This is a genomic window from Clostridium beijerinckii, assembly GCF_036699995.1.
GTDB lineage: Bacteria > Bacillota > Clostridia > Clostridiales > Clostridiaceae > Clostridium > Clostridium helianthi.
Window position 1 is genome coordinate 2,702,947 of sequence record NZ_CP144906.1, and the last position, 15,454, is coordinate 2,718,400.

The 15,454-nt window shown below is 27.6% G+C and carries 11 protein-coding genes; 7 read left to right on the forward strand and 4 right to left on the reverse strand.

Translation table 11 applies throughout. From position 1 onward, the window contains the following. Positions 1-441 precede the first annotated feature (441 nt). A complete protein-coding gene (pepT, locus tag PZA12_RS12575; protein ID WP_078115610.1) occupies positions 442-1,659 on the forward strand; it encodes a peptidase T in 1,218 nt (405 codons plus the stop codon). Positions 1,660-2,038: 379 nt separating this feature from the next. After that, a complete protein-coding gene (locus PZA12_RS12580; RefSeq protein WP_181006061.1) occupies positions 2,039-3,724 on the forward strand; it encodes an IS1634 family transposase in 1,686 nt (561 codons plus the stop codon). 320 nt (positions 3,725-4,044) lie between these two features. Here PZA12_RS12580 and PZA12_RS12585 read toward each other — a convergent pair whose 3' ends face one another. Further along, the gene (locus PZA12_RS12585; RefSeq protein ID WP_077840474.1) at positions 4,045-4,302 is read right to left on the reverse strand and encodes a hypothetical protein; all 258 of its coding nucleotides are present in this window, start codon (positions 4,300-4,302) and stop codon (positions 4,045-4,047) included. 246 nt (positions 4,303-4,548) lie between these two features. Between PZA12_RS12585 and PZA12_RS12590 the strand changes: the two genes are divergently transcribed. Both PZA12_RS12590 and PZA12_RS12595 read left to right on the forward strand, forming a co-directional pair. Then, positions 4,549-6,306: a helicase-related protein gene (locus tag PZA12_RS12590; protein ID WP_103699383.1), complete on the forward strand. Its 1,758-nt coding sequence runs from the start codon at positions 4,549-4,551 to the stop codon at positions 6,304-6,306. 841 nt (positions 6,307-7,147) lie between these two features. Continuing rightward, a complete protein-coding gene (locus tag PZA12_RS12595; RefSeq protein WP_077843623.1) occupies positions 7,148-8,239 on the forward strand; it encodes a ribose-phosphate pyrophosphokinase in 1,092 nt (363 codons plus the stop codon). Between the two features lie 150 nt (positions 8,240-8,389). Here the strand turns inward: PZA12_RS12595 and PZA12_RS12600 are convergent, their stop codons facing one another. After that, positions 8,390-8,659, reverse strand: coding sequence for a hypothetical protein (locus PZA12_RS12600; protein WP_078115609.1), 270 nt, complete (start codon positions 8,657-8,659; stop codon positions 8,390-8,392). A 584-nt stretch (positions 8,660-9,243) separates the two neighbouring features. On the opposite strand from PZA12_RS12600, the gene PZA12_RS12605 reads away from it, so the two are divergent. After that, positions 9,244-10,239: an NlpC/P60 family protein gene (locus tag PZA12_RS12605; RefSeq protein WP_103699395.1), complete on the forward strand. Its 996-nt coding sequence runs from the start codon at positions 9,244-9,246 to the stop codon at positions 10,237-10,239. Positions 10,240-10,314: 75 nt separating this feature from the next. On the opposite strand, the gene PZA12_RS12610 is transcribed toward PZA12_RS12605, so the two are convergent. Next, on the reverse strand, positions 10,315-12,192 hold the full coding sequence (locus tag PZA12_RS12610) for a sensor histidine kinase (protein WP_206491040.1): 1,878 nt from the start codon (positions 12,190-12,192) through the stop codon (positions 10,315-10,317). A gap of 454 nt (positions 12,193-12,646) precedes the next feature. On the opposite strand from PZA12_RS12610, the gene PZA12_RS12615 reads away from it, so the two are divergent. Further along, positions 12,647-13,549 carry a 3'-5' exoribonuclease YhaM family protein gene (locus PZA12_RS12615; protein ID WP_078115606.1) on the forward strand — a complete coding sequence of 301 codons (903 nt, stop codon included), beginning with the start codon at positions 12,647-12,649 and terminating at the stop codon, positions 13,547-13,549. 27 nt (positions 13,550-13,576) lie between these two features. Continuing rightward, positions 13,577-13,864: a DUF503 domain-containing protein gene (locus PZA12_RS12620; RefSeq protein WP_077306745.1), complete on the forward strand. Its 288-nt coding sequence runs from the start codon at positions 13,577-13,579 to the stop codon at positions 13,862-13,864. A 186-nt stretch (positions 13,865-14,050) separates the two neighbouring features. Here the strand turns inward: PZA12_RS12620 and PZA12_RS12625 are convergent, their stop codons facing one another. Beyond that, positions 14,051-15,079, reverse strand: coding sequence for a 3-deoxy-7-phosphoheptulonate synthase (locus tag PZA12_RS12625; protein ID WP_077306747.1), 1,029 nt, complete (start codon positions 15,077-15,079; stop codon positions 14,051-14,053). Between the last annotated feature and the right edge of the window lie 375 nt (positions 15,080-15,454).

Here is a 15,454-nt window from a genome sequence, read left to right on the forward strand (position 1 = left end):
AAGATATTTCATAGTTTAAGTATAGTTTATGATTGTGATATCTATATTTTCATTACAAAGTAAAAATTAAATTATTCTTATTAGCATTTTAAAGAGTGTTTAATAAAGGTCTTATAAATTGAGTTGTTCAATTTTGCATAATACAAGCAAAGTTGAACAACTTTTAATATTTTATAGAGTATTTAATTTATCTATTAGTTATTAAAAAGCTATAAAAAAATTATTTTTTAAGTAACTTTTTTACAATAGAATTCATTTTTTTGTGTTTAATATACACGAGATATAAAATAAAATACTTTATTAGGATAAAGGGAGTATAATACTTTCTTAAATCAATTATTGATTTATGTCATTCTAAAAAGTAAAATAGATATATAATTAATTTCCAATATATGAAATTCTTTATTGGAAAGCTATATAAAATAAGAAGGAGACAAAAATATGAAAGCTTATGAACGTTTATTAAAATACGTTAAGGTATATACTACCTCAGATGAATCTTCAGAAACACATCCAACAACTAAAAGACAATTTGATCTAGCTAATATATTAGTTGAAGAAATGAAGGAAATTGGACTTCAAGATTGTAAAGTTGATGAACATTGTTATGTATATGGAGTTATCCCTGCAACAAAAGGATATGAAAATAAAGCAAGTATAGGGCTTATAGCTCATATGGATACAGCACCAGCGGCTAATGGAAAAAATGTAAAACCACAAATCATAGAAAATTACGATGGCGGCGATATTGTTTTAAAAGGAAATAATAGCATTTTGTCACCTAAAAAATTTCCACATTTAAAAAACTTAAAAGGTAAGACTATAATTACTACAGATGGAACATCGTTGCTTGGAGCTGATGATAAAGCAGGTATTGCAGAAATACTTACTGCATGTGAAACTATAATAAATGAAAATATTCCTCATGGGAAAATATGTGTGGGATTTACTCCAGATGAAGAAGTTGGACTTGGAGCGCATTTATTTGATGTAAAAAATTTCGGGGCAGATTTTGCATACACAATTGATGGAGGCGAGGAAGGTGAAATTTCATATGAAAATTTCAATGCTGCAGCAGCTGAAGTTAATATTCATGGGGTATCAGTTCATCCAGGGTCTGCGAAGAATACAATGATTAATGCAACAAATGTAGCTATTGAATTTAATTCTATGCTGCCATCATGTGAAAGACCTGAGCATACAGAAGGATATGAAGGTTTTTATTATTTAGATAGTTTTAATGGAAATACTGAACATGCATCGCTAAAGTATATCTTGAGAGATCATAATAAGGAAAAGTTTGAAAATAGAAAATCAACAATGCAATTAATAGAAAAATTATTGAATGAAAAATATGGTGAAGGAACAGTTAGGGTTACATTAAAGGATCAATATAAAAATATGGTTGAACTTATAAAACCTTGTATGCATTTAATAGATAACGCTACAGATGCTATGAAAGGTTTAGGTGTTACCCCAATAATAGAGCCTATTAGGGGCGGTACTGATGGTGCTACTTTAAGTTATATGGGACTTCCATGCCCTAACCTTGGAACAGGAGGCCATGCTTTCCATGGCGAATTCGAACATATTGCAGTTGAGAGTATGGACATCTGTACTGAAATTATAATAGAAATTCTAAAGAGATATGCAAATTAATAAATGGGATATTAATTTGAAAAAATTATTTTAGATTATATTATAAGCAAAAATATGAGATCATAAAAAATGAATTATTAAATTAAATATGATACCTCAGGTTTTTAATTACATTAAGAGCCTGAGGTATTATTATATTATTTTATAAAATGCAGAAAATATATAAGTTCTTACCAATAAATACTTTTTTAATGGAAGATGTATTTAAATGAAACTTTTTAAAAAGTTAAAAATTAAAGAATTTAAGAATTTAAGAATAAATAAATCTCATATTCCGCCTAACTAATTTTTCCTATTTAACCTCAACTATTCACTATATTATTTGACTAAAAATTATTATGATTACGGTATGCAAATAATATTTAATGGGGGGATTGGAATGGATAAAGAGTTGTTATTGGAAAATATTGAAATGGAAGCATATAGCCATGGAAAAGCGACGCTTGTAGCAGGTATGTGTAAGAAACTAGGAGTTATCAACATCTTTGATCAATATTTGACTAAACAAAATGGGAGAAAGCCTGATATAGCTTATGGGATAATGGCTCAAATGATGTTAGCAAATCTTTGTCATTCAAGACGACCATTATATCTTATGGATGAGTATTTTGAACATATTGATATTGAAGGGACATTTAACAGCGATGCGAAGCCTCATAATCTTACAGATGATAGATTTGGCTGTTTTCTTGATAATTTTCATGAAGCTGGTCCAAGAAAAATTTTTTCTGAAATAAGTATGACTGCTTTCGCTACGTATGGATTGAGTATAAAGAATATTAATTACGATACTACCTCAAAGGTAATGTGGGGCCAGTATGAAACAGAAGAAGGTAAAATAGATGAAATATCAATTGATTATGGATATAGTAAAGATAAAAGAAATGATAAGAAACAAATAAAAATTGGAATTGGAACAGCTAACGGTATAGTTGTAGACGCAAAAGTTCTTTCGGGTAATACAGATGATAAAACTTATAATAATGACGCTATAGATGATGTTGATGAAATTTTAAAAAAATCCAAAACTAGTAAAGATTCATTCTACTATGTTGCAGATAGTGCATTTTTTACAGAAGAAAATATTAATAAAGCAAATGGTAGAGATATAAAATTTATAACAAGAGCTCCTGAAACAACAAATATGTCTAAAATCTATATTGGTAAATTTTTTAGTGAAAGACAGTTAACAAAAGATGTTATTTTTGAAAATGCCCAAGGTAAAAAAGTTAAATATCAAGTATTAGATTATAAATCAGAATATAAGGGGATTCCAGTTAAACTGGCAGTCTGTTATTCCTTCACTCTTGAAGAAACCAAAAGGAAAACTATTTCTAGGCATGCAGAAAAAGAATATGCCGAATTAGAGAAAAAAATCAAAGTATTTTCCAAGCGTAGCTTCGCGTGCGAAGCAGATTCACAAAAAGAAATAGAAGAGTTTTTAAAGACTAAAGGGAAAAAATTAAAATACCATTCTGTTAATTTGAATATTGAAATGAATGAAAAACGTAAGCGTAAAAAAGCTGATAATAAGGATTCACAAAAGGAATATGAATATACTATTAATTTAGAAATTAACCGTGAAGATTCAAAAATTGAAGCAGCAATTGAAAGAGAGTGTACTTTCATCTTAGCAAGTAATGATTCTGATATTTCATGTGAAGAAATGCTGAAAGAATACAAAACTCAAAGCAGCGTAGAGAAAAAGTTTCAGCAGCTAAAAGCACCAGAGTTTATAGATGACCTTTTTGTAAAAACTCCCAAAAGAGTTGAAGCCTTAACATACATGATACTTATTGGTTTAATGATTTTATCAGTAATGGAACATGTAGTCAGACGTGAGATGAAGAAAGATAATACGATTATACTTGGACCTGGAAAAATAAAAATGTCCAAGCCGAGTTTAAAAGCTATAATGGGTATCTTTGAGTATGTGCCTATACAAGTAATTAAAGTTAATAACAATTGTATAAGAAAGTTTCAAAAACCACTAAAAGATAATCAACGGCAGATATTGAATTATTTAGGTTTGGATGAAAGTATTTTTGTTGGACATGCTATTTAACAAGTATATATTTCAAAAAATTTAATAATGATTCCATTAGGGATAGTTTAGAAATTTACTATGGAATAATTCACATATAGATATATATTATTCCAAACTTTAAATAAAGAAAAGATATTTCACTGAAATGCATAGCATTCAGCGAAATATGAGATAAATATAAGAATTTAAATTTTTAACAATAAAAAAACTTAAAAAGTTAATAATTTATAGGAAACAGCAGGGTTTGTAGAATATACAGAAATTACTATAAATAATAGATTTAAGTTATTATTCTTATAATCTTATAAAAATTACTAATACAGTTTGTTCGAGCTATTCTATTTATTTCTATTAGATAGGTAGTTCTTGTGAATAGCATTAAAGAAAAAATCGGTAATTTCTTCATTAATTTTATCATTAGAATTATTATGAACTTGATTATTTTTCTTTTTTAAACAAGGAGTATGTTCATTTGTTTTTTGTTTTTTAGCTGAATCGAATTTTATTATTTTTGAATTGCTCATTATAATATCATCTCCGTTCTTTATTATAGAATGTCTTTCGCCATTTATATATTTTACATACATTAATTCCATGAACGCACCGCCTTATACTTATTAATTAAAATAAAAGTATTAAATAAATTTACTGATAACTAAGTATATGAGTCTAGCTTATGAAATATTACATAATAATATTAAAGTAATTTTTCTCAGCGATATGAGTTATGGTATAATTTTCATATAATCTTATAAAGGAATAAATATATTTAATCATAGTTATATTATTAATAGAAAATATTTTTGCAGTTAAATATTATATTAGTATATGGAGTGGGATAAATGAAAAATAATGCAGCACAAAGAGAATTTAAAAAGTATAAGGGTCAGATAAATCAAATAGAAGAAATAGTTGAGCATTCAAAGCCAGGAGCATTATTAGAGCATGAGAGCTCAATAAGAAAGAAACTTAGACATCTTAAGGAATTAGAAAATCAGAGTTTAAGAGATTTTAATGAGGTTTATGAGAGATATGAAGAGCTATTAGAAACTGTTTCAAAGAAAATGCTTGACTACTATAATAAAAGTAATAATACAAGTTTTGATTTTTATGAAGTAGTGCGTGGAAATTATAATAGTTTTTTAAATCAAGGATTAATGACAATATTAACCAAACAACATATTCCTAAATTAGTTGCAAAAGAATTTGAAGAAAATTTCCCAAGTAATCCTAAAGATGAGTATCGTCAAGCACGAAGCATGAAAAGAAAGTTCTACATACATTTAGGAGATACAAATACAGGTAAAACGTATAATGCTTTAGAACGTCTTAAAAGTGCAAAAAAAGGTGTTTATTTATCGCCACTTAGAATTCTAGCCTTAGAAAATTTTGAAAAGTTAAATAGAGAAGGAGTAATTTGTGATCTTTTAACTGGTGAAGAGGAAATAATAAATGTGGGATCTACTCACACATCATGTACAATAGAAAAAGTTAATTTAAAAGAACATTATGATATAGCTGTAATTGATGAGATTCAGATGATAAGTGATCCTTTTCGTGGAATGGCATGGAGCAAAGCTCTACTAGGGCTCCAATGTGATGAAATACATATATGTGGAGCTGCAAATGCTAAATATATATTAGAAACAATTATAAGTGATTGTAAAGATGAATATGAAATAAGAGAATATACAAGAGCTATACCATTAGAAGTTGAATATAAGAATTTTAGTTATAATGATGTTCAGGAAGGTGATGCTATTGTAGTCTTTTCTAAAAAAAGAGTATTAGAAATAGCAGAGGAATATTCAAGTAGAAACATTAAGGCAAGTATAATTTACGGTGATTTACCACCTGAAGTTAGGAAAATGCAATACGAACAGTTCATTAATAAAGAAACAAAAATTCTTGTGACTACTGATGCGATAGGGATGGGAGTTAATTTGCCTATCAGAAGAATTATATTTATGAGTATAAGGAAATTTGATGGAGAAGAAGTAAGAGAGTTAACTTCGCAGGAAATAAAACAAGTAGGAGGGCGTGCTGGTAGACTTGGTATTTATGATGTTGGTTATATTGCCAGTGTTGGCGGCAATGCAGATATAATTAAATCTAAATTAGAAACAGAAGACGAGGTTATAAAACAAGCTGTTATAGGGCCATCAGAAGCAATACTTAAGATTAGAAGTCTGCCTTTAAATGAAAAATTAGCTCTTTGGAGCACAAGAACAGAAAAATTAGATTATTATACTAAGATGGATGTAAGTGAATATATTTTGATCTTGGATAGACTAAGGAAATACAAGCTTAATGAGGAAATTCAATGGGATTTATTGAAAGTTCCATTTGATGTGTCTAGAGATGAACTTATGGATGCATTTTTAAATTATGTAGATGAACTATTTGTGAATAAACAGAAAGAGTTATTTAAACCCCAAAACTTTAATGGTGGTTTGGATGATTTAGAAATTTATTATCAGAAGATAAATATGTATTACTCATTTTCTAAAATATTTAATTTAAAACTAGACGTTCAATGGGTTTATGATGAAAGATTAAAAGTAAGTGAAGAAATAAATGATATATTATTAAGACTTTAATAATATCAATAATTAATAATGTAATAGGTAATAATAAATTAAGTATTATATAGATAAACCAACTAAGACCTAGACTTATGCATATATCTCGCCGAAATGAGAATTATGCTGTTGTTCCAGTTTCTAAGGAAATTATGATGGATGATTCTAAGCTCACAAGTTGCACCCAAGATGCTAGCCTCAAAGGCAAGCTTTGAACTAGCATACTTGGAACAACTTTTAATCTAAGAATCAAAGCCATCAAATTCCTAATGAAACATTTCACAAAAGCATAATTCTTATTTCTAGTTGGGATATATTTCATAGTATAAATCTAACTTAAAGTTGGGTTATCTATAAGCTTACTTAAATTTGTTATTACCTATTATCTCGTAAAACATATTTCAAAATAAGAATTATAAAATTAGCAGTGCAAGTAAGTTTCAAAATTAATAACAAATTATTATATACTTGCTTAATTAGCTGTCAAGAAGAGAAAAACAAAGAGTTGTAATTGCTCATGCATTAGTAAATGATTCTGATATTATCAAACTATTTATTTTCATTGAATATTAATCAATATTATATCATTGAAATAGTATAGCACATTTATGAAATGTTGTTTACAAATATCAATAACATTGTTAAAGTAATCTACGAATTTGAAAATTTATCTCAATGATTATATTAAAATGGAATTTTATAAGGAATTGAAAAGGTTAACTTTAAAATTATCATAAAATTTTCTTGAAAATTGTAATAATATATTTATATATATCCAATTTTGAGGTATACTTTAATTGTTTGAGTTTTTTTATAATAATAAGCCGATTTACAAAATAATTAAAAAAGGGGAACGCAAATGAGTGAATTAAATCATGAACTTGGAATTATAGCATTAGAAAGTTGTTCAGAGTTAGGTAATGCTATAGACAAGTATATCCAAAAAAACAGAAATTGTACTGAGTCATTCTTAGTGCCACTTGATGAAATACGATTTTCTAATGGTGAAGGAAAAGTTAAAATTTCTGAATCTATCAGAGGAAAGGATATTTATATTTTATGCGATGTTGGAAACTATAGCTGTACATATAAGATGTTCGGGATTGAAAATCACAAAGGTCCTGATGAACATTTTCAAGATATAAAGAGAACTGTTGCAGCAATTAGAGGTAAGGCAGCGAGAATAACTGTAATTATGCCTCTTTTATATGAATCAAGACAACATAGGCGTAAAGGCAGAGAGTCTTTGGATTGTGCTTTAGCACTTCAAGAACTTGAAAGATTAGGTGTTGATGAAATTATCACTTTTGATGTACATGACCCTAATATTCAAAATGCTATTCCTTTACTATCTTTTGAAAATGTGTATCCAACATATGATATTGTAAAAGGAATCCTATCAAATGAGGAATCACTAGAATTAGATAAAGAAAAGCTACTTGTAATAAGTCCTGATACTGGAGCGATGGATAGGGCTATATATTACTCAAGTGCTTTAGGAGTAGATGTTGGCTTATTCTACAAGAGAAGAGATCATTCTACAATTGTTAATGGAAAAAACCCTATTGTTCAGCATGAATATATGGGAAGAGCTGTTGAAGATAAAGATGTTTTAATAGTTGATGATATGATAGCATCAGGAGAATCTGTTCTTGATATAGCTAAAGAATTAAAGAAAAGAAATGTTAAGAATATATATGTTGCAGCAACTTTTGCTTTCTTTACAGAAGGATTTGAAAAGTTTAATAAGGCTCATGAGGAAGGTTTATTGACAAGAATATATTCTACTAATTTAACATACATACCAGAAGAGTTAAAAGACTCAGCTTGGTTTAAGAGCGTTGATATGTCAGAGCTTTGTGCTAGAATTATCAATAGATTAAATTATGGAAGATCAATTGCTAAATACATGGATGCAACAAGAATAATACATAGCTTATTAAATAAGTAATTATTTATATTTATTTTATGAGAAAAGAGCTACTTAGGTTTTTAAGTGAAATAACAATTTCATTTAAGTACTTAAGTAGCTTTTTTGATAGTTATAGTAGTGAAAGTAAATTTATATAATAAAGCAGTGTACATACTACAATAATGTTAATTATAAAAATGTTCTTCTTGATGCTATTAATCTAAGCTCAGTAGCATCTGTTATATCATAATTATACTCACTACCTCTAGAATATGCTGAATTTTTATTATAAATATATTCTGAATTACTGAAAAGTGAATTTAAAACAGATTTACATAGTTTAAATGCATAAGTTAGAATTTTAGATATACCTTTTGAAACTTTATTAAGGGAAATATTTTTATTAGTTGTATAGGTTACCAATTTCAAATTAGATTTATTAATAGCTTTACCATTCATAATAATCCCTCCAGTTTAAAAAAATAATTTGTATTCTTTTAATGATATTTAATTTTTAATTACTTCTATACTAATAATATAAATCATTTATATTAAAACTGCATCCTCATATAAATTCCCATTTGGTAAAATAGCAGGCAATTTTCTGAAGATATTTATAAAAATAAATTTAATATTATCTTTATATTAATAAAGGTTTGTCAAATGTTAATAATTAATAAATTTAATACAAATTTCTTCTAAAATGGATCAAAAAATTAATATATTTTAGTAACAATATCAGTAATAAAAGTTATGAATAGTTAATATATATAATGTGAAAGAGAATTAAGTAAAATAATTGTTTATATAACTACATAATATCAAGTGAAACTTGATTCAAGTGGGGTCTTATCCTCAGTTAAATCTTAGTCTAACTTATCTATGGTCCAGCCACTGTTATCAGACGCTTAAAAAAGTGAGTGACAAATGTGACTAGACATCAGATAAATTATGTTGTTATTTTAGTAGAGAAGACTCATATATTAGGATTTTGTTTTTAGAATGTTGAGATTTATATTTAGTAGATGCCAGGGGAGGATAAGATGAAAATTAGGTGTAAATTTGCATTAATAGTAACCTTACTATTTTTTATGACAATGATGAGTAATGAATTGCCAGCTTTTGCAGAACCTGAACTATCACTCGAACAAGCTATACAGAACATTCAAGAATGTGATAGCAAAATTGATAATAATATAGACAAGCTAAATAAGATTAAAGAGGAAGTTTTTCAAAAGGAAAAGCAAATAAAGGATAATGAAGAACAATTAAAGATAGCTAAGGAGGATGTAGAAGAGAAAGATAAGAAATTAGCTGATAGATTAAAAGGTATACAGTTAAGTGGAGGTGTTGAATCAACAACACTTCAATACTTAGATGCTTTAATTTCTTCGGGCAATGTTTTAGAAGCAATGAATAAGGCATCATTAATATATAAAATATGTGAAAATGATAAAAATATGATTTTACAAGCAAAAGAGTCAGAAAAAAGAATCGTAGAAGTAAATGAAGAGATAGAAAAAGGAAAAGCTGATTTGCAAAAAAATGAAAACGATATTAGAAATCAAGTTGTAGAATTAGAGGATCAAAAAGATAAATTATTAAAATATATTAAAGAAAATAATATATTATTGAGCACCAATACAGGCATAACTGTTCCGGTTACATTATCATCTGATATTACTGGTCAGAAAAGGTCTCTAATAGAAGAAGCTGAAAAATATTTGAAAGTTCCTTATTTATGGGGAGGAGAGTCACCAGCAGGCTTTGATTGCTCGGGTTTGATTCAATATGTATTTAAGTCGCAAGGGATATATATACCTAGAATATCACAAGATCAGCAGCGTTTTGCAAAAGCAATTAGTATATCTGAAATTAAACCAGGAGATTTGGTATTTAATAAACCCTCAGAATCTACACACGTAGGGATGTATATAGGGGATGATATGTATATTCAAGCACCTCGTACTGGAGATGTAGTTAAAATAAGCAGATTAAGCAGGTCTAATATGAAGTATGTAGGGAGAGTTTTAGATTAGAGTCATATTAAAAATTACAGTGCATAAGGCATTTCAAATTTTAATATATGCCTTATGTACTGATGTTAAAAATGTTTAATCATATATGTCAGAAAATTCTATTTTTATTCTTTGAATATTACTTTCTTTTGCTAAATCCTCATCTGAAGTAATATTTTCGCTTTCTGGCAAAACTTTAACGGGAAGCTCTATTATGAACTCACTGCCTTTGCCATATTCACTATTGATTTTAATTGTACCATTGTGAAGTTCAATAAGAGATTTTACGAGAGAAAGCCCGATGCCACTGCCTTCTCTTTTTCGCGAAAGAGATTTATCTACTTGAACAAATCTCTTGAAAATAGATAATTGTTTATCTTTAGGGATACCAACACCAGTATCTTTTACTGAGACCATAATGCTTGAATCTTTATCTAATATATTTACAAATATACTTCCTCCAGAGGAAGTAAACTTTATGGCATTTGAAAGAAGATTAAGCATTATTCTTTCGATTTTATCTGCATCACAAGCCATTGTCTTTTCTTCAACGTTTGTATCAAAAATAATATCTAAACCTTTGTTTTTAGCATAATCAGTTACAGATAAAGTTATATCTTCTATAGTGGATATGATATTTTCATTTTTTAAGTTGAGTTTAAAGTACTCAGCATCAATTTTAGTAATATCTATTAAATTATTTACCAGCCTCAACAACCTATAGCAGTTTTGCTTCATAATATTATAGTATTTGCTTATTTTGTCTTTGCTATCTGTATTAGTTTTGTTTGCTCCGATTAAATTTAGAAGCTGAAGAGTGCTAAGCATTACGTTAAGTGGAGTTCTAAATTCATGAGACAAATTTGCAAAAAATTCTGTTTTAAGTTTATCATATTCTGCTGCTTTATCTAATAATCTGCTTTGCTCTTGGATTTTTAATTTAAGATTTTCAGATTTTTTGTGTTCAGAAATATCTCGAATAACACTTAGTATACATGGATTGCCTTCATATTCAATAGCTCCAGAGTATATATTTACTGGAATAATATTTCCATCGAATTGAACCATTTTTTCTTCGATTATAGGTACTGATATATTATGCTTAAGCACTTTTTCAAATCTATTAAGTATAATATCTCGATAATCCTTATGAACGATGCCAATTTCAAATAAGTCTCTACCTAGAACACTTTTAAAATTGTTAATGTTTAGTAATTTTTCCACGCCTTTATTCACAAAAAGTATTTTATAATTTGTGTCTAAAATAAAGACTCCCTCATAAATACTGTCTAATATGTATAAGAGTTGCCCCTTTTTCTTTTCAATTAATTTATAAGTATCTTTTAGTTTTTTATATTTCTCTTCTCTGAGAAATTTTATATTGCTAATTTTTTTCTTATTTTTTAATTCGAGCTTCCAATCAAGTATAATCTTTTCAATAAACATATGGAAAAAATCTAAACCGACAAAAAAAGAATCGTAAGGTAAGTTTAAGTTGTTAGCTAGCATTTGAATTTCTTTTATACTGTCCTCATAAATTCCTGTGTCTAATAGGAGAAGCTTATTGGGTTTCCTATCTAATATAACTGAAGTATTATCTTTATCCATGTTTTTAAGCCAGCCTGATGTTATAACATATGAATTTGTATTTAAAAGATTATTAACTACATCTTTATTAATAAATAAGTTAAGGCAGTGTTCCATTTTATAGAGTGTGCATTTTTCTTTGTTATTAATAAGATCTTCCAAGTTAGAGCAGCAACAATTATCCTCAATAATAATAAAAGTTTTATTACATCTTTCTTCACATAAATTAATAGCTTCTATTAAACATTGATTTTTTTTGTTTGTTGCTTTTGAACATGTAGATGCAAATGGTATAATCATAACATTTTTTATATTATAAGTCTTTACTGCAAATTCAATCTCTTCAATAAAATTTTCACAAATTACTATACCCAAATTAGTTTTCATGTTATCCTCCCATTTTAGCTAAAAGATTAATTTACCTAATAGCTGATTTTTACTAATAGACCGTTTATTATTCAATAGTGATTTTGTAAGTAAAAGTGACTATTCCATATGTTTAAATAATTAGCTATGTATATAGGCTTTGCTAAATATATATTAAATTTATAATTTATCAGAAATTTGTTTTAGCATCAAAAGTTGATTAAACAAATGCATTAATATTATACCCCTTTTTTTTCTAAAATTCTATAAAATTACCCATTTTTACAGTTTATTTGATATTATAAAATGTAGATAGTATGCAATATTAAGAGCAAGCTAAATTAAAAATGAGGGGACAAGATAATAGAAACTGATACAGATATAATTTTTCATATTATAAAGTTACTGTTTTGCATATACTATGTTTAACTTAAAAGCAAGATATAAAATAAGCTAATAAATTTTGGAGGTAATAATGAATACAAAAGAGAATTTTTTAAGCAACGTGAAAAGTGGTGAAAACATAAAGATATCATTAATGGTCATGAGAATATTATTTAGGGATCCTGCAAAAATAGTATGTATATTGGCTGATAAAAGTGGCGAAATAAAGGCAAATCTTCCAAACAAAAAGGATGATATTGCTGAAGGAAGAGTAGTAGAAATTGAAGGAATTAAAGATGGGATTCTAGATGTAAAAACATATGAAATTATTACAAACTACAACATTTCAGATTATCTTCCAACAGTAAATAGGCCTGTTGGGGATATTATGCAGGAAATAGAGCTTTATACAAGTAAATATATAATTTCAAAAGAGGCCAAAGCTTTGAACGATTATTTCTTTAAAGACGAAGAGTTTCTAGATAAATTTAAAAGAGGTATAGGCGGAGTATCGATGCATCATAATTACATAGGAGGACTTGCAGAACATACATTAAATGTTATGCATTTAACTTTAATGCTTTGCGAAAGATATGGTTGTAGAAGAACAGAAATTGCCATACTTGCTGCAAAATTACATGATATAGGGAAGATTTATGAGTTATCTTATGACGGTCCATTTAAATATACACTTAGGGGTGAAATGGAAGGGCATATTGTTATTGGTGTAGAAATGATAGATAAGGCAATTATGAAAAATCCTTCATATTATAGTGAGGATTTTATCATGAGAATAAAAGGCTGCGTAATTCAACATCATGGAAAACTTGAATATGGTTCGCCTAGAGAAATGAGAATGGAAGAATCTTTTATAATAAATTATGCAGATTCAATAGATGCGACAATGAATAAAATTTCTCAAATAAAAGATAAAACAGAGCCAGGAAATTGGTCAGAATACGATAGAAGAATTGAAACTAAATTATATTTATAGTTAAAGAAAAGGGATGCGATTAATTATATGAATATTTTATTTATGAAAGTAACACTAAGAGCATCGTGGGTTCACTCATTAAAAGAGAAAAGAATGATTGTAAAAAGTATAATACAAAAATTAAAAAATAAGTTTAATATATCTGTATCTGAGGCTTATGAACAGGATGTTCATAAAACAATAGTTATAGGTATTGCAGGAATGTGTTCGAATTCAGCTCAAGCTGATTCTACTATGGAGAACATTATAACCTTTATAGAAAATAATACAGATGCAGAAATAATAGATATACAAAGAGAGGATATTAGAGTGTAAAGATAGAGACACATAAATATAAGTGTTTGAGGGATGTGTCATAGAGCAATAATTTTAGATTCTATATATAAAAATACAAATTTAAATCCGATACTTTTTAATAAATTGTGTAAGTAGTGCTAAAGGATACCAAGTCAATACGATAAATTTTTCATACTGACTTGGTTATTTAATTAATATATTTTATTAAACTTGTTCTGCAATATAGTAAAGCAATTGCTCAGTAGCATCCCAACCTAAGCAAGGATCAGTAATTGATTTTCCATAAATGTGTTCATCAATTTTTTGACATCCTTCTTCTATGTAACTTTCTATCATAACACCTTTAACTAATTTTTTTAAATCATTGTTATATCCTCTGCTGTAGAGTATTTCTTTAACTATGCGGGGTTGCTCAGCAAATTTCTTCATAGAGTTAGCATGATTTGCATCGACAATTACTGCTGGATATGGAAAGTTACATTCTCCATATAGTTCAGAAACTCTCATTAAATCTTCGTAGTGATAATTAGGAATATTATTACCATGCTTATTAACTGAACCACGCATAATTGCATGCGCATAAGGATTACCAGTAGTATTTACTTCATTATGCCTATATAAAAAGTTATGTTTTGCATGAGCTGCTTGGATTGAGTTAAACATTACTGATAAGTCTCCACTTGTTGGATTTTTCATACCAACAGGGACATCAATCCCACTAGCTGTAAGTCTATGCTGTTGATTTTCAACACTTCTTGCTCCAATAGCCACGTAAGTAAGTAAATCATCGCAGTACATATAATTCGAAGGATAAAGCATTTCATCTGCAGGAGTTAAACCAGATTCTTCTATAGCACGAATAAACATTTTTCTGATTGAAATCAATCCTTCAAGAATATTAGGTGATTTTTCAGGATCTGGTTGATGAAACATTCCTTTATATCCTTCGCCAGTAGTTCTAGGCTTATTTGTATAAATTCTAGGAACAATAAAAAGCTTATCCTTAACTTTTTCATTTACTTTTGCAAGTCTGCTAACATAGTCGCAAACAGAATTTTCATCATCTGCCGAGCAAGGTCCTATTATGACTACAAACTTATCACTATTGCCTGAAAATATTTTCTTAATTTCTTCATCTCTTTCTGCTTTAATCCTTTTTAGATTGTCAGCTAGAGGAGTAATTTCTTTTATTTCCTCTGGAGATGGTATTTTTCTTACATTTACAAAACTCATTGTAAAGCCCCCTTGTATAAAATTATATATATCTAAAAATGAATTAAATATGTTGTATACTATAAATAATATAATGCTATATTATTTTAAAAATAAGTATATATCATTTGTAAAAAATTCAAATTTAGTATATCCATATTACTATATAATTGCTGAAAAATCTAGTAAAGTTTAGAATTTAGCAAAAATATTTTGATTTTTTTATGGATATATTAAGAAAATTTACGAAATAGTAATCAAAGTAGATAATATAATCGTTTGGTTTATGAACGAAAAAGAGATAAATAAATGGAACATTTTTATTATTTACAATCTAAGTACTTTTTAGGAATTTATTTCAAGGAAACAGCATATATTTTATAGGTAAAAATATTT